A 22,229-nucleotide genomic window follows, 5' to 3' on the forward strand; every position below is an offset into this window, starting at 1 on the left:
TCATAGTCAAGTACTTTGGAGCAAATGCCGGACGGAAAGCTTGGTATCCCATAGTCATCCCCACCATGTTCCTGTACAATGGAGTGAAAATAAACAGGACCGGCGGAAGGGGTGTTGTGGGGCGTGTTCATCCGGTTCAAGCCGCTTAAATCTTGGAGCCTTCGCGCTAAAATTTTACTGATCTTCCTGCTGCTCATTTCGATTCCGCTTAGCTTGCAGGGCGTGGCGACGTATGTGGATTTTTCCAGCTCCATTGAACGGAGAACCTCTGATTATACCGCGCAATTGGTGGACCAGATCAACCGGAATTTGGACCGGACGCTGATGGAAATGCAGAGATTAACGTTGATGCCTGTATACGATTCGGGGGTGTTGTCCATCTTGCGCAAGTACAGGGGGGAGGACAGCCTGCATCAGCAGCCCACGGTGGAGGAGCGCTCCAAAATGCAGCTTTATATCGCCAGCATGACCTTCGACAGGCCGGAAATCGACAGCATCCAGATTTTTGCGGGAAGCGGTATTATCTCTATGTAGATTTAAAAGATATTGATGAAATCACTCAAAGATGGAAACCGTGTCCCCAATACATAAAAACAGTATAGAAGAAAAATCTATTGCTTGACGGTCGTTGTTTAAGCCCCCACCCGGTGGCGAATTGAGCTTCAATTTGGGAGATTCTAGCGCTCTTCGGCAAGTTGTTTTTGTGTCCAGTCTAGCTGCAGCCGTTGAGCCACAATGAGGTTGCCAATAACTACCGAGAAAGAGGTTAAGTATTCTTTAACCTCCGAAATCTGGATGGCTCCTTCCATGATTTCCGCAAAATCCTGAGTTGTTTTTTTAGTCATGAGGTTTCACCCTTTCAAGAGATTAGTGTCTTGCTCGGGTTCTAATTAAAGTCGGGTAACATGGCTTTGGTTTCCTGAACGATTCGCTTCAAAGTCCGGCGACGCTGTGCTTTGCTTAATGACAGAGCGAGTAAACATCAATATTTGATTACCTCTATTCTCAAAAGGGGAGAAAATAGCTCTATACGCCTCGGCACGTTGGGGCTTGTTCACTCTAAACTCTAATAACGGCTGATGGTGGTGAATGGAAAGCCATTATCATCATTGGTGATTAATGTTTGTCCTATCGAACCTGCAATGCCGTTACGCTGGATAAGATTTAATGCCCATTTTCATCAAATTGAATGTGTGGCATTATACCACATCTCCTTCCTTTGTTCTGAAAACATATGTACAAGCCTGAGCGGCCATTCCCATGAAAGTGCAAATCGCTTGATCTTAAGCTTACTCCGAATATCTCCGGATTCCTGCAATATCAAAGCAGGAGTCCGCTGATTAAATCGGCGGTGCTCTTTTATATCCGCCGGAACGAATTTATCCGACGGTTATTCTTATTTTGCTGCAACATTTATCCGCGGGATGCGTTTGGTAATTAAAACCACAACATTGGAGGTTCTTGGTCCGCCCCGATTATACGTATAACGATAAATCGGGGGAAGAATCGATCAGCGGCTATACGGCACTCGCTGGACGTCACTTACCGCGACTTGGATAAGGTAGGACAGCTCCTTGACGCGGCTTCCTCCGCAGGAACCAACCACCAAATCGACGACATCCGTTTTGGCGCCGAGAAACCGGAGCAATACGAAGAGGAAGCGATTCAAAAAGCGATGGCCAATGCGGGCCGAAAAGCGGGCGTCCTTGCCAAAGCTGCTGGCCGCACGTTGGGTCAGGAGGTAAGCATCAGCCTGGAGAGCGCCAGCATGCCGAGCATTTCGTTTGACTACAAAGTAGCCGTTACATCCGAGTCTGCGGATAGCGGGGCAAGCTCTCCAATCGAAGTGCACACAACGGTGAACGTGGTGTATGAGTTGAAGGCATGCAGGTCGAGTGCTGAGGAATAACCTAGCTACCCCTGCATAAACTTATGCGGCAGCTAGGTTACTAATGTATCCGTTTACCAATTTTAAACAAATATTCACAAATAAAGTGGATTCAATATGGTACACTAAATATGGATTATTTAGATTTTATTTCCTATCATTCTTTTTTTGTGGAGGTGGAGGTGGAGGTGAAGGTGATTTCGGAGTTGAGCTCTAGGCAAAGTAGAATTTAAATATGGAAAGGTGATTAGAAATGTTGAAAAAACATGTAGTGTTTTTACTTGCATTAGCTGTTATTTTTTCCAACATGTCATTTGCCTACGGAGATTCCTCTCAACTGCATATTGACCCATCTAAAATTAATAAGAAGAGCTTGAAAGAATCGGTGGAAACCAATGTAGTTCAATTAGAGCAGATACAACCAAGAGGTTTGAATGGGAATGAACAGGAATTGGAAATCGAAAAAGAAGGAAAAATCCACTTTAATGTACAAGAGGAGATTTCCAAGTTGAACGACGCAAATAATGAGATTCCGGTTCAAATCTTTTTGACCCACGATGATGATGCTGAGGATAAATTTAGTGAAGAAATCAAATTGGCCTTTGGAGAAAAATTTATTTATGAGAAAGTAGGATATAACACATTTAACTTGTTGGCTAGCCCAGATCAACTGAGGATTCTTGAGTCCATGCCTACAGTCGATGCTATTTATACTCAACCTAAGAGTGACTCAGAAGTCTATATATCCGATTCTCAAGAAGAAAGAGAAATCACCCCTTTTTTAAACGCCTCAACTGAGATGATGGGAATAAAAAAAGCAAGAAGTGATTTCAAAGTTTCAGGAGATTTAGACGGTAAAGAAAGTAGTTATTCGTCAAAAGATGTTGCAATTGCTATTGTTGATACAGGAATTGATGCAAATCATGTAGACCTCGATGGGGGAAAGGTTATTGGCTGGTATGATGTGGTTAACGGAAAATCTACTCCATACGATGATGAGGGACATGGTACACACGTTGCAAGTATAGCGGCAGGTACTGGCGAGGGCGATCCTGGAATTCAAACAGGGGTAGCCCCCGGAGCAGCTTTAGTTGGAGTAAAAGTACTAAATAGTGATGGTGAGGGAACCTTTAACCAAATTTCTAGAGGACTTGAATGGGTATATAAGAATCTTGGCACTTACAACATTAAAGTAGTGAATATCAGCATAGGTACTCAAGCACCATATAGCAGTGTAACAGAAATTATAAGTATCATAAATAAAATAAAAAATGCTGGAGTACCTGTATTTGTCGCTGCTGGGAATGAAGGTGATGGGTATGATAATGAGGGGAATTTTTTGGGCAAATATTACGATACATTAAGTACTTTCGCTAAATATACATCAACTTCGGTGGGGAGTGTGAAGGATCCTTATGAAGGTGGATGGGGTTTAAGTGAATTTTCGTCAAGAGGAACTGGAAGTCAAGGTCCTTATGTTGTAGCTCCAGGTCAGAGTATTAGAGCTGCGAAGGCAAACTCTAAAAGTGAATATGAAAGCTTAGATGGTACCTCGATGTCGTCACCTATGGTTGCGGGGATTTTTGCATTGATGTACGATGCAGCGTATTCTAAAGGAGAATCAAGTACAATTAGCTTTTCCGCATTTGATATGGGTCAAGAAGGCTATGATAAGCTGTATGGAAATGGAAATATCTTAGGTTATGAATCTATAAAAAACGCAGCGCAAGGTTCAGGATCATTTGATAACTACCGCACATATATCAGGGTTCCTGATGGCTATGTACAAGCAGGGAGTATTGATCTCTATGAAATTTATCAAGACACAACGACCGCTGATTTCAATCTGACTTTATTAATCACTGACGAGAACATGGAAAATTTGGATTTGGCAATTTGGGAACCGGGAGCAGATCCATATCAAGGGGATCCGTCTACTTATTATATTCATGATAATACAGATTTACCTCAAGAGAGCTTTAGCATAAAATCTCCCAAAAAAGGAGTCTACTATATCGGAGTCTTTGGAGTTGATGATTCCGCAAACTATACTTTGGAAATTACAGGAAATGAAATTAAACCTAATTAATTATAGAATGAAAGTTTTATATTAGTTAAAAACGAAAGCGCTTTAGCGCCTTCTTTTCAGAAATTAAAAGAAGGCGCTTTTTTGCATTCATAGAACACAATCGACGATAGAGCGGGGACAACCCCATAGTCATCCCCACCATGTTCCTGTACAATGGAGTGAAAATAAACAGGACCGGCGGAAGGGGTGTGGCCAGCGTGTCTTTCCGGTTCAAGCCGCTTAAATCTTGGAGTCTTCGGGCTAAAATTTTGCTGATCTTCCTGTTGCTCATTTCGATTCCGCTTAGCTTGCAGGGCGTGGCGACCTACGTGGATTTTTCCAGCTCCATTGAACGGAGAACCTCCGATTATACCGCGCAATTGGTAGATCAGATCAACCGGAATTTGGACCGGACGCTGATGGAGATGCAGAGATTAACGCTGATGCCTGTATACGATTCGGGGGTATTGTCCATCTTGCGCAAGTATGGGGGAGAGGACAGCCTGCATCAGCAGCCCACGGTGGAGGAGCGCTCTAAAATGCAGCTCTATATCGCCAGCATGACTTTCGACAGGCCGGAAATCGACAGCATCCAGATTTTTGCGGGAAGCGGTTACACTTTCTCGAGCCTGGCGCCAAGTGCGATCGCTGCATACACGGATGTGGAGCGGCAGCCTTGGTACTCCAGAGTGGAGGAAGCGAGGGGAGCTTGGGTGTTGCTTCCGCCGCATCGGCCCTCTTACTATCTGGACGGCAATCAAAGTTATTTTTCCGTAGCCCGGCTGATCCGTGAGCCCAATACAAACCGGACGCTTGGGTTAGTCAAAATCGATTTGAAGCAGACGCTGTTCAAGCAGCTTGTCGATAATGCCCGGATGGAGGAAAACGGCGGGATCGTGGTGCAAAACAGCCGGGAAGAACTGTTCTACACGGCGCCTGCGGAGAAAGACACGGAGACAGCCAAGCTGCTGCCGGATCGCATCCGCGAGCTTTCCGGACGTTCGGAAACGGCCAGCCAGCTCCTGCATATGGAGGGGAACGAGTATTTGGTCGTCTCCAACTATTCAAAATATTCCGATATCAATATCGTCAGTTATATTCCGGTGGCGTCCCTGCTTGTGGAGACCAAGGAACTTCGCAATTTTACGCTTCTGGCCGGTATCATTTGCCTCGTTTTGGCCGGGGCCTTCGCCACTTATTTCTCTTATCGCCTGACCAAACCTCTTGGAACGCTGGTAAGGAAAATGCGGCTTGTGGAGCGCGGCGATTTCAAACAGAGCGTGCCGGCGGTGACCGAGGATGAAATCGGCCGGCTCGGCTCCGGCTTTAATCGCATGGTGGAAGAAATCGACCGGCTTGTCCATGAAGTCTACGTGCTCGGCATGAGGGAAAGGGAGGCGGAGTTGGCTGCCTTGCAAAGCCAGATCCATCCCCATTTTATTTATAATACGCTGGAGTCGATCAGCATGCTTGCTCGGCAGCGTGGTAATGAGGACGTCTCGGAAATGGCCACGGCTTTGGGCAGGCTGATCCGCAGCGCGGTGGAGCAAGACCTAAGCCTGATTCGGCTTGGCGAGGAGCTTGAGACGGCCGAATCCTATATTCGCATCCAAAAAATGCGCCATGGCTCCAGGCTGCGGGCCATGTTTGATATCGAAGAAGGGCTGGAGGATTGCCTGGTTCCGAAGCTGCTGCTGCAGCCGTTGATTGAAAATGCGATTATGCACGGAATCGGTGACCGCGAGCAAGGGGGAACGGTTTACGTAACTGCGGCGCGTTTTGAGGATGTGGTGCTGCTGACTGTCAGTGATGACGGGCGGGGCATGTCGGAGGAGGAGCTGGCGGCTCTTCGGGGTTCATTGGAGGAGGCTGCCGCAGATGACGCAGCAAACATGCCGGCGCTGCCAATACGCGGTCATGGAGTGGCGCTTAAAAATATCAAACAGCGCTTGCTGTTGATTTACGGCGGCGACTGCGATCTCGAAATTGATGGAAGCTTGGGGCAAGGTACGGCTTTTACCGTAACGCTGCCGTTCGTGACACAAAAGGAGCAGGAGGTCGGCATCAAATGATCAAGCTCATGTTGGTGGAGGACGAGGACATTATCCGTAAAGGAATTCGCGATTTGATCGGCCGCGCGGCCCCTGATTTTGAGGTCGTATACGAAGCCGCTCACGGCAAGGAGGCGCTGGCCTACCTGGAACGCAATGTAGTGGATGCCATTATTACGGATATCCGGATGCGGGAGATGGACGGGTTGCAGATGGTGGAAAAGCTGCGGGCTGCGGGCCATGGGATGCCGATTGTCATTGTCAGCGGCTACGGAGATTTTGTTTATGCGAAAAAGGCGCTGCAATTCGGGATCGCCGATTACCTGCTGAAGCCCATAGACCGTAAGGATTTTGCGGCTGCTTTGGACAAGATTCGGCTAACCTTGAATCCTTCAAATGGAGAGGCGGGTGGAGCTGCACCGGAAAGCCAGGCGGACGGGGGGCCGCCATCCAGCGAGGGGCGCAGGATTATCCGCAAGCTGAAGAATTATATCGCCGAACATCCCGACGGTGATTTGCGCCTGCAGACGTTAGCGGAGCGGGTGCATCTGAATCCCTCTTATCTTAGCCAGCTTTTTAAGCAAGAGGAAGGCGGGAATTTGTCCGATTATATCGCCGAAACGCGCATCCGGCGCGCTTGCAAACTGCTGGAGACAACGAAATTGAAGGTTTATGACATTGCCCGTTTATCGGGCTATCAGAGCCCGAAGCATTTTATGTTAGTGTTTAAACAGCATACCGGAATGACGCCCGGAACCTATCGGGAACGGAAAGGGATGTAAGACTACTTAACATTATATGTTATGTAGTTCTTTTTTTATGGGCAAAAACCGGAAAAACCTAAAAAAATCGTACCTTTTCTGAAGGTTTGGTGATTTTTTATAGGTTCACATGTCAATATAATTAACCTTAGAACTTGAATGTGAATATGAACCATGCAGAGGGGGAAGCGGTATATGAAAAAATGGTTGACCGGATTGTTGACATTGACACTTGGGGTGGCGCTGATCGGCTGCGCCGGACAAGAACAGCCGAATAACACGGCTGAAGAGCCCGGAAATGCCGGCAGCGAGAAGGTGCTGTTGAAATTTGCGACTTGGGGAAATCCGGCGCAGCTTGAGCTGTACAAAGGGCTGACCGACACTTTCACGAAGCAGCATCCGAATATTGAGGTGCAAATCGACACGATCCCGTTTGCGGACTACCAGCAAAAAATGTCCGTGCTGGCGGCAGGCCGGGAGCTGCCCGACATTGCCTGGGTATCGGAGCGGATGGTGCCGCAATTTATGGCTAACGACATTCTGGCCGATGTCTCGGATATCGTTCAGGATGAGGCTTTTGACAGCGCTGACATTATCCCTTCGACGCTTGAACTGTTCCGTCAGGACGGCAAGCTGTACGGGTTGCCGTTTTCCACTCCGCCCAGCGTGGTGTTCTATAACGAAGATTTGTTTAAGCAAGCGGGCTTAAGTACGCCAAACGAGCTTGCGGAAAAAGGAGAATGGACGTGGGAAAAGTTCGAAGAAGCCGCAAAGGCGATCAAGACGAGCGCTGCTTCGCCGAACGTTTACGGGGCTAACTTTTTCCGCGACTGGAAGACATGGATTATCCTCGCTTCGTATTCCTGGTCAAACGGAAGCGGGCCGTTTAATCCGGAGATGACGGAATACACCTGGAACGACCAATACGGGGTTGAAACCCTGGAGATGTTGAAGCGCATGATGTTCACGGACGGCTCGCATCCGAAGGCGGGAGAGCAGGTTAATTTTGAATCCGGGCAAATCGGCATGATTTTCGACAACTACAGCTTTGTGTCCAAGGCCAGAGAGATTCAAAATTTCCAATGGAGCATTGCGCCGATGCCATCGGGCTCCAAGGGCAGCGTTCCGATGATGGGTCAGGCCGGCTACGTGCTGTTTAAAGACGGAAAACATCCGGAGGAAGCCAAGGAACTGCTGAAATTCCTGGCCGGCAAAGAGGGCGTGCAGAAAACTTCGGCCTTCTTCGTACCGCCGCGCCAATCGGTGCTGAACTCGGAGGAGTTCCTGAACGTGGAGGGCAATCCGGACGCCGGGCACATCAAGCAGGCGGTCATCGACGAGATGCCTAAAGCGGTCGTGCAGCCGGGGCATATCCGCTGGCAAAACATCGATACGGAGATTTTGACGGGCTTTGACGCGCTGTTTGCCGGGCGGAGCGAACCGCAGCAAATTCAGGATGAGGTAAAAAGCAAGGTGGATGCCCTGCTGAGCAAATAGAGACAGTTTTTGAGCATAGGGGGAACGGGCATGAATCGTTTGGATAAAGCTTTAAACGGAAAGCCGGGGCTGCAGCTGTTCGTCAGCCTCCCGGCCAACGTCATCAAGCTTGCGGAGGCGGCGTTGGCCGCAGGGGCCGACGGTCTGAAAGTGCATATCAACGTCGGGCACCGGGCCAGCGGCAATCGCTTCGGCGCGCTGGACAGCTATGCCGACATTTTCAAGGAAATCCGCTCTAGCTTTGACGGGCCCTTCGGGATCGTACCCGGAGGGTCGGCGGAAGAGGTAAACCCGGAGGAGATAACCCGGCTCCCGGAGCTTGGCATTGACTTTTACTCGATTTACGCCTTTCATCATCCCTCTTATCTGCTGCGGGCTCCGGGGTTGGCAAAAACGTTTGCGATCGACAGCGGGTTCGACCGGGGCATCGTGGAAGGGGGCCGGGCCTTCGGTATAAGCGCGCTTGAGGCTTCCATCGTTCCCGGCAATGAATATGGAACTAAGCTTACCCTTGCCGATCTGCTCCATTACCGCTGGCTCGCGGCACACACCGGTTTGCCGGTCATTGTGCCGACCCAGCGTAAAATCGCCCCGGAGGATATCCCAGCCCTGGCCGATAGCGGTGTGAAGGTGCTGTTGGTCGGAGCGGTGGTCACGGGCAATGAGGCGGAAGGAATCCGCCGGGAGGTTGCCGCTTTACGAAATGCAATTGATCGGCTGTAGAGGGGCCCCGAAAGACAGGAGGAAAGCGACATGACGACACTTGAAACGATAAAACCGGAAAGGCCCGGCCGTCCGTTCGGAAGGAAGGAGAGGAAGGCCGGTTCCTTAAACCGGGGGGACAATTTGGCAGGCTGGCTGTTTGTGCTGCCGATGGTGCTGGGGTTCGTCCTGCTGCTGTTTGTCCCGTTAATTATGGCGCTTTATATGAGCTTTACCGATTGGCCGTTGTTGGGCGAGGCTAACTTCATCGGGTTCGAGAACTACCGCGCTGTCGCGGGGGACGCGGAATTTTGGCGGGTGCTGGGCAATACGCTTTACTTTGCCGCCGGGCTTGTTCCGCTGAACATTATTTTGGCCTTGCTGCTTGCGCTTCCGCTATCGAAAAATATTCGCGGGGCGGGCTTTTTCCGGACCTTGATTTTTATTCCGGTCATGACTTCGCTGGTGGTCTGGTCGATTGTCTGGAAATACATGTTTGCGACGGATTCCGGGTTCATTAACCAACTGCTGAGTATGATCGGCATTACCGGACCGGCCTGGCTGTACGATACCCGGCTTGCCATGCCCGTGGTCATTGTGACCAGTCTGCTGAAAAATGTCGGTCTGAACATGGTGCTGTTCATTGCCGCACTGCAGCAGGTTCCGGCCCAGCTCTACGAGGCCGCCAGGATCGACGGGGCCGGGAGAATGCGGATCTTTTTCCGGATTACCGTGCCGATGATCACGCCGACGATTTTTTTGACGCTGATGATGACGATTATCGGTTCGCTGAAGGTGTTCGGGCAAATTTATGTCATGACGCAAGGGGGCCCATCCGGCAGCACCAAGGTGTTGGTCTACACGATTTGGGAAAGAGCCTTTAAGCTGTTCGAGTTCGGATATGCTTCGGCACTGGCTTATGTGCTGTTTGTCATCACCCTGCTGCTTACGCTGGTACAATGGCAGATGAGAAAAAGGTGGGTTCTGAATGAAAACTAGTCTATTCGCCAAAAAAAATAGCGCGGCAGGCGGGAACCTGTTCCATTATGTGCTGCTGCTCGCCGTGTCGGTGGTGATGATGACCCCGTTTGTCTGGATGGTTTCCACTTCGCTCAAGCAGCCGGCCGACGTGTTTGTATTTCCGCCGCGGCTGATACCGTCGCCGGTACGCTGGGCGAATTATGCCGATGTGCTGGAGACGATCCCGTTCCATCTGTTTTACGGCAACAGCGTGTATATCGCCCTTCTGGTCACGGCGGGAACCGTGCTTTTCTCCTCCATGGCCGGATATTCTTTCGCCCGGATTCCTTTTTGGGGGAGAAGCCTGGTGTTTCTGCTGCTGCTGAGCACGATGATGATTCCAAACGAGGTCATCGCCATTCCGATGTTTCTGTTTATGCGGGAGCTGGGGTGGATCAATACGCATTTGCCGCTGATTATTTTGCCTGTGTTTGGCGCGGGCGGCGTGTTTGGGGTGTTTGTGATGCGCCAGTTTTTTCTGGGGATTCCGAAGGAGCTCGAGGAGGCGGCGATGATTGACGGCTGCTCGCGGCTGCGGATTTATTCCACGATCATGCTGCCCTTGGCGAAGCCCGCGATCGCCACACTGGTCATTTTCACGTTTTTGACGAGCTGGAACGATTTTTTTGATCCGCTGATCTTTATCAATGACCGCAAGCTGATGACCTTGCCGCTGGCGTTATCGCTGTTTACCGACGAGTCGGGGACGTCGTGGCATCTGCTGATGAGCGCTTCGGTCATGGCGACCCTGCCGCTGCTCATCGTGTTCTTCTTCGCGCAGAAGCAGTTTATTGAAGGGGTGTCGATGACGGGGCTGAAGGAATAGTTGGGGAATAACGACCAAAGGAGGAGCAGAAAGAGATGGACAGCAGCAGGACACGGATGATGGAAGCAGATGTGGTGGTTACCGGAGCGGGGCCGGCGGGCATCGCCGCCGCCATCGCCGCGGGGAGGCAGGGGGCCAGCGTCATCTTGATCGAACGGTACGGGTTCGTCGGCGGGATGTCTACGGCCGCCGGGGTTTATCCTTGGATGACCTTCCACACGCAGCGCGGAGAACGGGTCATCGGCGGCATCGCCCAGGAGATTGTGGAGCGCTTGATGGAGCGTGGCGGTTCGCCCGGGCATCTGCGCGATACCGTCGGCTTCGTGCATACGCTGACGCCGTACCATCCAGAGATATATAGGGTACTGGCCGTTGATATGCTGCGCGAAGCGGGGGTGAAGCTTGTCTCGCACAGTTTTGTAGACGAGGTGCAGCGTGAGGGCGAATACATCCGGTCCGTGACCCTTACCGGAAAATCGGGGCGGATCAAGGTGAACGGGGCGATGTTCGTCGACGCGTCCGGAGACGCGGATGTCGCCTACCTGGCGGGAGCGCCGACGCTTCAGGGGCGCGAGGGCGACGGGCTGTCGCAGCCGATGACGATGAAGTTCCGGATGCGAGGTGTTGACGTGGAGGCGATTCGGAAGGCGATGCTGGCCGATCCCGAAAATTTTTACCATAAGACACCGTTTGCCGAACTGGAGATGGGAAGTATTCCGCTCACGGGGGTTTCCGGTTTTTATAAGGAATGGAAGGCCGCCGGGGTGCCGATCAACCGCGATCAGGTCCTGTTTTTTATCGGACCGGAGAAGGACGAGGTGCTGATCAACTGCACGCGGGTTCAAGGCTTAAGCGCAACCGATGTCGAGGAACTTACTTTGGCGGAGGAGGAAGGGCGCAAGCAGGTGCTGATGATGGCGGAGTTTTTGAAATCGCGGGTGCCCGGGTTCGCCGAGGCCTCCATTTCTTCGGTCGCGCCCCAGATCGGAATCCGAGAATCGCGCCGGATCGATGGTCTGTATCGGTTAACGATGGAGAACGTGGTGGCGGGACGGCAATTTGAGGACGGGATTGCGAAGAGCGGCTACCCGGTTGACCTGCATGATCCATCGGGCAAAGGGGTCATGGCGGCTACCATCGAAAATGACGGCTCCTACAGCATTCCTTACCGCTGCCTGGTGGCCCGAGGGCCGGTGAATCTGCTTGCGGCGGGGCGCTGCATTTCCACCACACACGAAGCGCTGGCGACCACGCGCTTGACGCCCAGCTGCATGGCTACGGGAGAAGCGGCGGGCACGGCGGCGGCCCTGGCCTGCAAAGCGGGGATCACTGCGGCGGAAGTGGAGGTATCGCTGCTCCGGGAGCAGTTGCAGGCGCAAGGGGCGATGGTGTAAAGGGACGGGGACGGGGGTTCGCCGCCGCCCCCTTCTTATTCCATAGGTGGATTCGCGTAAGGTTGGATGCAAAAAATCAGGCGGACGCGGCACCGTCTGCACCCCTTCACCGAAAAATAGCGGAACTTTATGGTCTTATTTTTCAAGGAGAGCATGGGCATCACCGTTAGCGGAATTTTTTGTTCTTATTTTCCAATGGACCGTGCGAAAAGCGGCTATTCCCCTACGATTCGGAAAAATAACGACATTAATGTCCTCTATTTCTCTCGAAGTGGGTAATTTCGCCGAAATAGCGCCATTTTTTGCCCTTATATTTTTCCCTGATTATTTCAACAAGCTAAATCAATATGTTCATTGGCTTCCTATCTTCCCCTCTGTGTAAAATCCCCAGAAAAGTGTTGTAACCCGCGCCAAAACAAGGTATAGTGAATATGCAAAAAATGAATCGGTGGACCTGCTAAAGCCATACCAATGGATATGGCTTTTTTTTCTTAAGATAAATACAAGAGTAAGCTTCGGAGTTTCCGCGTCCCTTTTATCGTAAGAAAAGCGCCGCCAAACGCGGCTTTACCTCCTATGGAGAGGCGCCCGCCCGGCGTCTTCCATGACAGAACTACTAAAGGAGTTGATGCATCGATGATTGAACTGGCTGCGGTGGAAAAACACTTTGCGGGTCAGGTTGTCGTGCATCCGCTATCGCTCACCATAAAGGAAGGGGAATTCCTGACCTTGCTGGGCCCGAGCGGCTGCGGCAAGACGACGATTTTGCGCATGATAGCGGGCTTTGAACATCCGACGTCGGGGAAAATCCTGCTGGATGGGACCGATCTGACGAATCTGCCTCCCAACCGCCGGGATTTGAACCTTGTGTTCCAGCATTATGCTTTGTTCCCGCATATGACGGTTGAGGAGAATATCGCATTTGGTCTGAAAATGAAAAAAATGCCGGCAAAACAGCAGAAGGAACGCATTCAAGAGGCGGTGGAGATGACGCAGTTGACCGCACTCGTCAAGCGTTACCCGCACCAGCTGTCCGGCGGGCAGCAGCAGCGCGTGGCAATCGCCCGGGCGATCGCAAACAAGCCGCGCGTGTTGCTGCTGGACGAGCCGCTTGGAGCGCTGGATCTGCAGCTGCGCAAAAGCCTGCAGGCCGAGCTGAAGCAGTTGCAGCGCAGCTTGGGCATCACGTTCGTGTACGTAACGCACGACCAGGAGGAAGCGATGATGATGTCCGACCGGATCGTCATCATGAACAGCGGCCGGGTGGAGCAAATCGGCACGCCGCGCGAAATTTACGCTTCCCCGGCGACGCTGTTCGCCGCTACTTTTGTCGGCGAGAACAATATCTTTTCACTGGACGGGCGGCTGTTTGCGGTGCGGCCGGAGAAACTCCGGACCGTCTGCGGCAGCGGCATCGCCAGCGCCAAAAGAACCGGTGAAGTGCAGGATGTGCTTTATTTGGGGAGCGTTCATAAATTGATCGTCCAGCTGGATAATGAGCCGATGACCGTTTCGATTGTGCTGGACGCGGCGGATGACCATCCGTATCAAGTCGGCGAGCAAATCGGGGTGGATTGGAAGACGGAGGACGAGGTGATCATCGGGTCATGAAAAAATCGAGCCTGAGCCTGCTCCCGGTTCTGCTGTGGCTGAGCCTGTTTCTGGTGGTACCGATGCTGATCGTCGTAGGCATTTCCTTCATGGGCCGCGACAGTTTGGGCAATGTGGTGCTTGACTTCAAATTCGACGCCTACTCCATGTTTTTCGATCCGCTTTATTTGGGGATTTATTGGGACACGATCGTCTTGTCCGTACTGACGACCGTCTTCTGTCTGCTGTTGAGCTATCCGCTGGCCTATTATATTGCGAACGCCGGTCCGCGCATGCAAACCTGGGGGCTGGTGCTGATTACGGTGCCTTTTTGGATCAATTTCCTGATCCGCACCTACGCCTGGGTGCTGCTGCTTCGTACCCAAGGGGTTGTCAATGAGCTGCTGCTGGACTTCGGCTTGATAGCCGAACCGCTGCAGATGCTATATACGCGGGGCGCGGTGCTGCTCGGCATGGTATACACGTTTATTCCGTTTATGGTGCTGCCGATTTACGTATCCCTGGAGCAGATGGATAAGAAGCTGCTTGAGGCCGCCAGTGATTTGGGCGCTTCGCGTTGGCGGGCGTTCTGGCATATTACGCTGCCGCAGACGAAATCCGGGATTATGACCGGATCGGTGCTGGTATATGTGTCGACGACCGGCATGTTCGTCGTCACGGACATTCTGGGCGGCGCGAAGTCGGCGATGATCAGCAACATCATTCAAAGCCAGTTCCTCGGGGCGCGCAACTGGCCGTTCGGCTCGGCGTTGTCGGTGATTTTCGTCATCACGTCGCTGATTCTGATCGCGTTGTTTAACCGGGCGATGACTTCACGGTATCAGACCGTGCGGGAGGTGGGCTCATGAAGACGAAAAGCCATCCGCTGCTGGGCATCCATTCCCTGATCATGATGATTTTCATTTATGTGCCGATCGCGTTTATCGTCGCCTATTCGTTTAACAGCTCCAGGCTGGCCGCGGATTGGAGCGGGTTTACGTTCGATTGGTACGTATCCTTGTTCGACAACCGGCATGTGATGGAGGCGCTAAACAACAGTTTGACCGTCGCGGTCGTTTCCACGATCGTTTCTACGCTGCTGGGCACTTTGGCCGCGCTGGCGATGCGTAAGGTCGGCAGAAGGACCAAGGCCGGCATGGGCGGGCTGCTGTATATGCCGATTATCGTCCCGGATATTATCATGGGTTTGTCCTTGCTGGTGCTGTTCACTCAGCTTCATATGCCGCTGGGCAAAATAACGATTATGATCGCACACATCACGTTCAGCTTGTCATATGTTTACGTCGTCGTTTCGACCCGCCTGTCCGGCATGGGCAGCCAGCTGGAGGAAGCCGCGCAGGATTTGGGCGCCGGGACCTGGCAGACGTTTCGTCACGTGACCCTGCCGCAGATTTTGCCGGGCATTGTCTCCGGGGCGTTGATCGCTTTTACGCTGTCGCTGGACGACTTTATGGTTAGCTTTTTTGTCAGCGGACCAAATTCGACAACGTTGCCGATTTATATCTACGGCCAGGTGAAACGGGGTATTTCCCCGGAAATTAACGCGCTTTGTACGATTTTAATCCTGGTCACGGTAACGCTGATCTTCCTGGCACAATTCGTGCTGAACCGCGGCAAGGGGCAAAAAAAGCAGTCGGTGCTGCCGTTTTAGGAAACATGGCAGACCGGGTTATGCTGATGAAAGAAAGAGAAAGGAGACTGAGAATTGAAAAAAATGAAATGGGCCGGCTTGCTGCTGGCGGTAACGATGATGGTGGGGCTGCTGGCTGGTTGCGGCGGCGGCTCGTCTAAGGAGACGCTGAACATTTACAGCTGGGCGGACAACTTCGATGAGGAAGTGCTGGCGCAATTCGAGAAGGAATACAACGTGAAGATCAATTACGACGTGTTCGCCAACAACGAGGACCTGCTGGCCAAGATCAAAGCCGGCGGGGGCGGCTACGATTTGATTCAGCCTTCCGACTATATGGTGGCCACGATGATCAAGCAGGATCTGCTGGCTCCGCTGAACATGGATAATATTCCGAATTTCGCGAACGTATCCGATGCCTATAAGAATCCGTCATTCGACCCCGGGAATAAATACTCGATCGTGTATACTTCCGGCGTAACGGGGATCGCTTACAATAAGAAGTATGTGAAAGACGAAATCGACAGCTGGGAAGACCTGTGGAACCCCGAATACGCGGGCAAGGTGATCCTGCTGGACGACAATCGCGAAGTCATCGGCATGGCGCTCAAAAAGCTCGGTTACTCCAACAGCTCGGCCAATGAAACGGAAATCACCGCGGCTGTCGACGATTTGAAAAAGCTGCTGCCGAGCGTACTGGCCTTCGATACCGACAACATCAAGCAAAAAATGATCCAGGAAGAGGGTTGGATCGCGACGGTATGGTCCGGGGACGCTTCCTACATCGCCAAGGACAATCCGGATGTCGCTTACGTGGTGCCGAAGGAAGGCGGTACGATCTGGTCGGACAACTACGCGATTCCGAAGGATTCCCAGCACAAAGAGCTGGCTGAGAAATTCATCAATTTCATGCTGGATCCGGAAGTCAGCGCGAAAAACTACGAAGTGATCGGCTACAGCGACCCGAACACGAAAGCGGCGGAGTTCCACAGCCAGGAATATATGAACGACAAGATGATTAATTTGACCAACGATGAGTTGTCCCGCACCGAGTGGCTTGGTGATGTGGGTGACAAGCTGCAAGTTTACGACCGCTACTGGACGGAATTGAAGAGCGGACGCTAGTAACGGTTAACATAGGAGCAGTGTCATGGATCTCCCGAAGCGGGGAACATGGCACTGTTCTTTTTTTGCGGCGGCAAGCTCAAAGCATGGTTTTCGCCCGGCCAGGTGATAATGGAGGTATCCAAGCAAAGGGGGCTAAATCAAATGAAACCGAGCAACATGAGAGTTGTGGTCACGCTCTTGACGATTGCAAGTTTGTGCATGACCGGCATAGCTGCCGGAGTTCCAGCACTGCCAACAACTGCTGTGGTTAAGGAGCAGACCACGCGTCCCGCATCGCAGCCGACCGACAAAGTGCGCATCACAAAGCATACGATTGAAAAAAAGCTGCCGGAGGCGGCGATCAAAGTCGACTACCCGCAGGTCGGCGGGCTTAAGCGCAAGTCCGTGGAGCGCGATATCAATCTTTTGCTGAAAAAGAAAGCGGAGACGTTTGTCAACAATGCGGTCAAAGAAGCGAAAACCAGCCAGCCTTCCACGCCCAGCGGCAATCCCTACGAATACATTGGAAAGTATGACGTTACGTATAACCAAAACGGGGTCCTGAGCATTTTAGAGGAAACTTACGCTTATACCGGCGGGGCGCACGGCATGTCTTACCGAGAGGGGCTGACGTTCCGCCTTAGCGACGGCAAGCTGTTGACCTTGGACGAGCTGCTCCGCGCCAATCCGAATTACCGCACGATCGTCGATCCGGCGATCAAAGGGAAACTGGAACAAACGGAAGGCTATTTCAGCAATTTCAAAACGATCGGCCCAAACCCTTCCTATTACGTGAAGGATAAAGGCGTGTACATCTTTTTCCAACTGTATGAATACCTGCCGTACGTATTTGGCTTTCCGGAATATTATTTCCCGTTTACCCAGCTGCTGCCGCCGGGCGCGAATCCGTTTGAATGGTCATAAGAGAGTTTGTTCTTGTGTTTTGGAATAAAACGATTACAATAAAATCAACTAGTAATGTTAACGTTAACAACCATTTGATTTTTATTGAATCTACCAGGTTGAAAAACGAAGGGAGCACGGGGAAATGGCGAAGACGTTTTTGGGGAAAAATTTTTTGCTGAACAGCGATACGGCGAAGGAGTTGTATCATCAATACGCCAAGGAGCTGCCGATCATCGACTATCACTGCCATCTGAGCCCGCAGGAGATTTACGAGAACAAGAAATTCCGCAGCATTACCGAGGCCTGGCTGGGCGGCGACCATTACAAATGGCGGGTGATGCGCGCCTGCGGCGTCGACGAGGAACTGATTACCGGTGGGGCGGACGATTACGACAAGTTTCTTGCGTGGGCAAAAGTAGTGCCGCAGCTGCTCGGAAATCCGCTGTACCATTGGACTCATCTGGAGCTGCAGCGGTTTTTCGGCATCGATGAGCTGCTGAACGAACGCACGGCGCCGGCGATTTGGGAGAAGGTCAACGCCCTGCTGCAGGGCGAAGGGTTTGGCGCACGGGATCTGATCAAGAAATCGAAGGTAACCGTCGTATGCACCACCGACGACCCGGCGGATTCGCTGGAATATCATTTTAAAATCAAAGAGCTGGAGGACTTCGGAACGAAGGTGCTGCCGAGTTACCGGCCGGATAAATTTCTGGAGATTAACCGCGACACGTTCAAACCGTGGCTGACCAAGCTGGAAGCGGCGGCGGGCAAGCCGATCGGCAGCTATGGCGCACTGCTGGACGCCTTGCGGGAGCGGATGGAGTTTTTCCATGAAGCGGGCGGCCGGGTGTCCGACCATGCGTTGGACACGCTGGAATACCAGGAGACGACGCTGCGGGAAGTGGAGGCCATTTTCGATAAGGCGCTCAAGAAGGGCAGCGTCACTCCGGCGGAAGAGCGGAAGTACAAGTCCTACACGATGCGTTTCCTGGGCAAGGAGTACGCCGAGCGGGGCTGGGCGATGCAGCTGCATATCCATGCGCTGCGCAACACGAACAGCGCGATGCTCAAACGCCTCGGACCGGATACCGGGTACGACGCCATCAACGACGGGCCCGTCGCCGCCGCGCTGGCCGGCTTGTTGAACGCGCTGGAGCGTGACGGGGCGCTGCCGAAGACGATTTTGTATTCGCTGAACCCGAACGATTATCCGGCGCTCGCCAGCATTATGGGCTGCTTCCAGGGCGGCGGCGTTCCGGGCAAAATCCAGTTTGGCACGGCCTGGTGGTTCAACGACAACAAGGACGGGATGCTCGAGCAAATGAAGACGCTCGCCAATCTCGGCGTGCTGGCGCAGTTCATCGGCATGCTGACCGATTCGCGCAGCTTCCTGTCCTATACGCGGCATGAGTACTTCCGCCGTTTGCTCTGCGATGTGCTCGGCGATTGGGTGGAGCGGGGCGAAGCGCCTAAGGATTTCGAGCTGCTTGGCACCATGGTGACCGATATTTGCCACGATAACGCCAAACGGTATTTTGCTTTTCCGGAGTAAAAGAACGGAGAAGGAAGGAGATTTAAACATGCGGACGGCCGGGTTGGCCGTCCGCATCGCTTTATACGATTTCCACCGGGATCAGCCGGAAATCGTTCACGTCCGCAAGCCCGCGGTTGGTGATGCGGAGCTCGGGAATGACCGGCAGGGCGATCAGCGAAAACGTCATGAACGGCGCGTTCAACGTGCACCCGAGCTGCTGCCAGGCGGCCTCCAGCTGCTTGACCTGCGCGGCCACCGTTTCCAGCGGCTGATCGGACATCAGGCCGGCGATCGCCATCGGCACGGCGGCCAGCACCTGCCCGTCCTGCACGGCGATCATGCCGCCGCCCAGCTTGGCCAGCTCGTTCGCGGCGAAGGCCATGTCCTCCGCGCTGGCGCCCATCACGAGCAGGTTATGGCTGTCATGCGCCACCGTTGAGGCGACGGCGCCCCGCTTCAGCCCAAACCCGCGGGCAAATGCCAGCGAAATATCGCCGGAGCCGTGATGGCGGTCGATGCAGGCCAGCGTAAGGACATCCTGCGCCAGATCGGGCTGAATGAAACCGTCTGCCACCTTCAGGCTGGCGGTTCCTTTTTGCGTCCGCGCGCTGTTTTCGATCACGTCCACGACATGAACTTTCGTCTCGGCCTTCCCGCTTTGGCTGGCCAGCAAGAAATCGCCGGGCTCCAAAGGACGGGCCAAATGTACCGAATTACGCGCGCGCTCCGGATACGGATACGCCGGGAAAGGCACGCGCAGCTCTCCGCTATCATAAACGACGGTTCCGTCCGCAATCACGGTGGACGGCTCCATCCGTGTTAGATCGCCAATCAGCAGCAGGTCGGCGCATTTTCCCGGAGCGATGCCGCCCACATCACCGTCCACCTTGAAATAACGGGCCGTGTTGATCGTGCCCATCTGGATCGCGGTCACCGGCTCCACGCCTTCCTCGATCGCGCGGCGCACGACATGGTTCATGTGGCCTTTTTCGATCAGCGTCTGCGGGTATACGTCGTCGGTGACCAGTATGATGTTGGCCGTATCCGCATGATCTTCGGTCACCACCTTGATCACTTCCTTGACGTCATGCCAGGCGGAGCCCTCGCGGATCATCAAATGCATGCCGAGGCGCAGCTTCAACAGCCCTTGCTCCCGCGTGACCGTCTCGTGGTCGGAGGTGACGCCGGAGGCGATATACGCTTGCAGCATGCGCTCATCTTCACTGGGGAAATGGCCTGTGACCGTTTTGCCCGCTTCCATCGTCGCCCGGATCTCTCCGCTCATTTTCGCATCCCCGTACACGACGCCAGGGAAGTTCATCACTTCGCCCAGCCCCTCCACACCGTCCCAGGTCATGCCTTCGGCGATGTCCTTGGCTTCCAGCGCCGCCCCGGCGTCTTCCAGGTGGTCGGTCGCCGGTACGCAGGACGGGAACGTGGTGAACACCTTCAGCGGCAGCCCCTGGCCTTCCTCGTGCATCCAGCGCACGCCTTCGGCTCCGAACACGTTGGCGATCTCGTGCGGGTCCATAAACACGCCGGTCGTCCCTTTGGCCAAAGCGGCCTTGGCAAACTCGGTCACCGACAGCATCGTGCTTTCCACATGCATATGACCGTCCAGCAAACCTGGGGCGATGTAACGTCCCGCGGCGTCGATCACGGCCGTCCCCTCGCCGATCGTATGCCCGGCGTCTCCGACGTAGGCAATACGCCCCTGGGCCACGGCGACATCCGTATGCGGCAGCAGCTCCCCGGTGTATACATTAACTAAAGTGCCGTTTTTGACGACCAAATCGGCTTTCTTTTTCCCGACGGCCACTTCCGCCAAAACCCGGCTGACTTCATACAGCTTCTTTCTTGCAGTAGGTCCCATTTCCCGGTTCACTCCTTACTCTTTATAAAAATTGCGCCTTAAGCTCTTTAGCTATTATGCCTAATCATAACAAAAAAGGCCGCCCTACGAACAGTGTCCTGTCGTTCGGGCAGCCTTCACCTTTAAGAGGTTGTTCAAAAAGTCCGCTTTTGATCACGAAGTGAATCAAGAAGTAGCTCAGCATCGAATCTTGAATTCAGCCGGGCCTAAGCATATGCTTCCGAAGCATGTTTCCTACGGAAACATTTCAGTTGCTCACGTACCCAAAACGTACGCTCCGCTCCTTTCGTCCCTGGCTTCATCCAACCTTCTCGGTGCTGAAAACCGAACTTTTTGAACACGCATTTTAAGGCCCGGTCTTAAGCTTTCGCCGGATTTACTTTTTCGATGACTTGGTCGACCAGGCCGTATTCTTTGGCCTCGAGAGCGCTCATGAAGTAGTCGCGGTCGGTGTCTTTTTCGATCCGTTCCAGCGGCTGGCCGGTGCGCTCCGCGAGAATGTGGTTCAGCTTGTCGCGCATTTTCAGAATGCGGCGGGCGCGGATTTCAATATCCGTTGCCTGGCCTTCCGCACCGCCGAGCGGCTGGTGGATCATGATCTCGCTGTTCGGCAGGGCGTAGCGTTTGCCGGGAGCGCCGGCGTTCAGCAGGAACGCGCCCATGGAAGCGGCAAGGCCGACGCAAATCGTGGAGACGTCCGCTTTGATGAACTGCATCGTATCGAAAATGGCCATGCCTGCGGTAATTGATCCGCCGGGGCTGTTGATGTAGAGGGAGATGTCTTTCGTCGGATCTTCCGCATCCAGGAACAGCATTTGAGCGATGATGGAGTTGGCCACGACATCGTTGACTTGCGAGCCCAGGAAAATAATCCGGTCCTTCAGCAGTCTGGAATAAATGTCGTAGGCGCGTTCGCCGCGGTTGCTTTGTTCAACGACCATAGGAATATAACTCACCGATAAAACCTCCTTAAATTTGGATCGGCTGCGGGCAGTTATCCGGCTTCCGGCGTATGTATGGGCCGCTTCACCCGGATCGCTTGCACGGCAGCTTCTCGCTTGGGATGAGATTGCTTTAAAATCGGTTCGATCAATCATCAGAATTGACGGAAACGATCGATAATAACCTCATCATATACAATTTGTTCGCAAAAGTCAAAGATAGTCAAACTCAGGGGATAAAAAAAGCCCGATGTCATTCATACAGTCATTCAGGCGTTGGAACTCAGCGTTTAGTTATTTAGCTGTTGGTTAAGTATGGCGCGCCCGCGAGGAATCGAACCTCGATCTCAGGCTCCGGAGGCCTACGTCATATCCATTGGACCACGGGCGCAATTAGCGTAACAAAAATGATTATATGGC

Annotated in this window: 19 protein-coding genes and 1 tRNA gene; 16 read left to right on the plus strand and 4 right to left on the minus strand. The window is 52.9% G+C overall.

Annotation, left to right across the window (positions count from 1 at the left end; all coding sequences use genetic code 11):
* Positions 1-123: 123 nt before the first annotated feature.
* Positions 124-534 carry a hypothetical protein gene (locus EHV15_RS09860; RefSeq protein WP_246061445.1) on the plus strand — a complete coding sequence of 137 codons (411 nt, stop codon included), beginning with the start codon at positions 124-126 and terminating at the stop codon, positions 532-534.
* 143 nt (positions 535-677) lie between these two features.
* Here EHV15_RS09860 and EHV15_RS36445 read toward each other — a convergent pair whose 3' ends face one another.
* Positions 678-845 carry a hypothetical protein gene (locus tag EHV15_RS36445; RefSeq protein WP_178075808.1) on the minus strand — a complete coding sequence of 56 codons (168 nt, stop codon included), beginning with the start codon at positions 843-845 and terminating at the stop codon, positions 678-680.
* A gap of 674 nt (positions 846-1,519) precedes the next feature.
* Here EHV15_RS36445 and EHV15_RS09865 point away from each other — a divergent pair.
* The 15 genes from EHV15_RS09865 (at position 1,520) to uxaC (ending at position 19,013) form a co-directional block, all read left to right on the plus strand.
* On the plus strand, positions 1,520-1,909 hold the full coding sequence (locus tag EHV15_RS09865; RefSeq protein ID WP_281281716.1) for an SIMPL domain-containing protein: 390 nt from the start codon (positions 1,520-1,522) through the stop codon (positions 1,907-1,909).
* A gap of 232 nt (positions 1,910-2,141) precedes the next feature.
* Positions 2,142-3,977, plus strand: coding sequence for a S8 family serine peptidase (locus EHV15_RS09870; RefSeq protein WP_128631039.1), 1,836 nt, complete (start codon positions 2,142-2,144; stop codon positions 3,975-3,977).
* A 197-nt stretch (positions 3,978-4,174) separates the two neighbouring features.
* Positions 4,175-6,028, plus strand: a complete 1,854-nt coding sequence (locus tag EHV15_RS09875) for a cache domain-containing sensor histidine kinase (RefSeq protein WP_128631040.1) — start codon at positions 4,175-4,177, stop codon at positions 6,026-6,028.
* Positions 6,025-6,789 carry a response regulator transcription factor gene (locus tag EHV15_RS09880; protein ID WP_128631041.1) on the plus strand — a complete coding sequence of 255 codons (765 nt, stop codon included), beginning with the start codon at positions 6,025-6,027 and terminating at the stop codon, positions 6,787-6,789. The genes EHV15_RS09875 and EHV15_RS09880 overlap by 4 nt, the downstream gene beginning before the upstream one ends.
* 174 nt (positions 6,790-6,963) lie before the next feature.
* Complete coding sequence (locus EHV15_RS09885; RefSeq protein ID WP_128631042.1) at positions 6,964-8,265, plus strand: ABC transporter substrate-binding protein; 1,302 nt, start codon at positions 6,964-6,966, stop codon at positions 8,263-8,265.
* A 30-nt stretch (positions 8,266-8,295) separates the two neighbouring features.
* On the plus strand, positions 8,296-8,988 hold the full coding sequence (locus tag EHV15_RS09890; protein WP_128631043.1) for a hypothetical protein: 693 nt from the start codon (positions 8,296-8,298) through the stop codon (positions 8,986-8,988).
* Positions 8,989-9,018: 30 nt separating this feature from the next.
* On the plus strand, positions 9,019-9,966 hold the full coding sequence (locus EHV15_RS09895) for a carbohydrate ABC transporter permease (RefSeq protein WP_128631044.1): 948 nt from the start codon (positions 9,019-9,021) through the stop codon (positions 9,964-9,966).
* The gene (locus EHV15_RS09900; RefSeq protein ID WP_128631045.1) at positions 9,956-10,813 is read left to right on the plus strand and encodes a carbohydrate ABC transporter permease; all 858 of its coding nucleotides are present in this window, start codon (positions 9,956-9,958) and stop codon (positions 10,811-10,813) included. The genes EHV15_RS09895 and EHV15_RS09900 overlap by 11 nt, the downstream gene beginning before the upstream one ends.
* Positions 10,814-10,848: 35 nt before the next feature.
* Complete coding sequence (locus EHV15_RS09905; RefSeq protein WP_128631046.1) at positions 10,849-12,207, plus strand: FAD-dependent oxidoreductase; 1,359 nt, start codon at positions 10,849-10,851, stop codon at positions 12,205-12,207.
* A gap of 636 nt (positions 12,208-12,843) precedes the next feature.
* Complete coding sequence (locus EHV15_RS09910; RefSeq protein ID WP_128631047.1) at positions 12,844-13,818, plus strand: ABC transporter ATP-binding protein; 975 nt, start codon at positions 12,844-12,846, stop codon at positions 13,816-13,818.
* Complete coding sequence (locus tag EHV15_RS09915) at positions 13,815-14,666, plus strand: ABC transporter permease (RefSeq protein ID WP_128631048.1); 852 nt, start codon at positions 13,815-13,817, stop codon at positions 14,664-14,666. The genes EHV15_RS09910 and EHV15_RS09915 overlap by 4 nt, the downstream gene beginning before the upstream one ends.
* On the plus strand, positions 14,663-15,469 hold the full coding sequence (locus EHV15_RS09920) for an ABC transporter permease (RefSeq protein ID WP_128631049.1): 807 nt from the start codon (positions 14,663-14,665) through the stop codon (positions 15,467-15,469). Before EHV15_RS09915 ends, EHV15_RS09920 begins: the two co-directional genes overlap by 4 nt.
* Positions 15,470-15,523: 54 nt before the next feature.
* Positions 15,524-16,573 carry an ABC transporter substrate-binding protein gene (locus tag EHV15_RS09925; protein WP_425464430.1) on the plus strand — a complete coding sequence of 350 codons (1,050 nt, stop codon included), beginning with the start codon at positions 15,524-15,526 and terminating at the stop codon, positions 16,571-16,573.
* Positions 16,574-16,717: 144 nt separating this feature from the next.
* Entirely contained in the window at positions 16,718-17,479 is a 762-nt protein-coding gene (locus EHV15_RS09930) for a DUF3298 and DUF4163 domain-containing protein (RefSeq protein WP_128631050.1), read from the plus strand.
* Positions 17,480-17,603: 124 nt separating this feature from the next.
* Positions 17,604-19,013, plus strand: coding sequence for a glucuronate isomerase (gene uxaC, locus EHV15_RS09935; RefSeq protein ID WP_128631051.1), 1,410 nt, complete (start codon positions 17,604-17,606; stop codon positions 19,011-19,013).
* Positions 19,014-19,074: 61 nt separating this feature from the next.
* On the opposite strand, the gene ade is transcribed toward uxaC, so the two are convergent.
* The 3 genes from ade to EHV15_RS09950 form a co-directional block, all read right to left on the minus strand.
* On the minus strand, positions 19,075-20,868 hold the full coding sequence (gene ade / locus EHV15_RS09940; protein WP_128631052.1) for an adenine deaminase: 1,794 nt from the start codon (positions 20,866-20,868) through the stop codon (positions 19,075-19,077).
* A gap of 359 nt (positions 20,869-21,227) precedes the next feature.
* Positions 21,228-21,824, minus strand: coding sequence for an ATP-dependent Clp endopeptidase proteolytic subunit ClpP (clpP, locus tag EHV15_RS09945; RefSeq protein WP_128631053.1), 597 nt, complete (start codon positions 21,822-21,824; stop codon positions 21,228-21,230).
* Between the two features lie 301 nt (positions 21,825-22,125).
* Positions 22,126-22,200: transfer RNA gene (locus EHV15_RS09950), tRNA-Arg, on the minus strand.
* Positions 22,201-22,229 lie beyond the last annotated feature (29 nt).

This window comes from Paenibacillus oralis, from assembly GCF_003863965.1.
GTDB lineage: Bacteria > Bacillota > Bacilli > Paenibacillales > Paenibacillaceae > Fontibacillus > Fontibacillus oralis.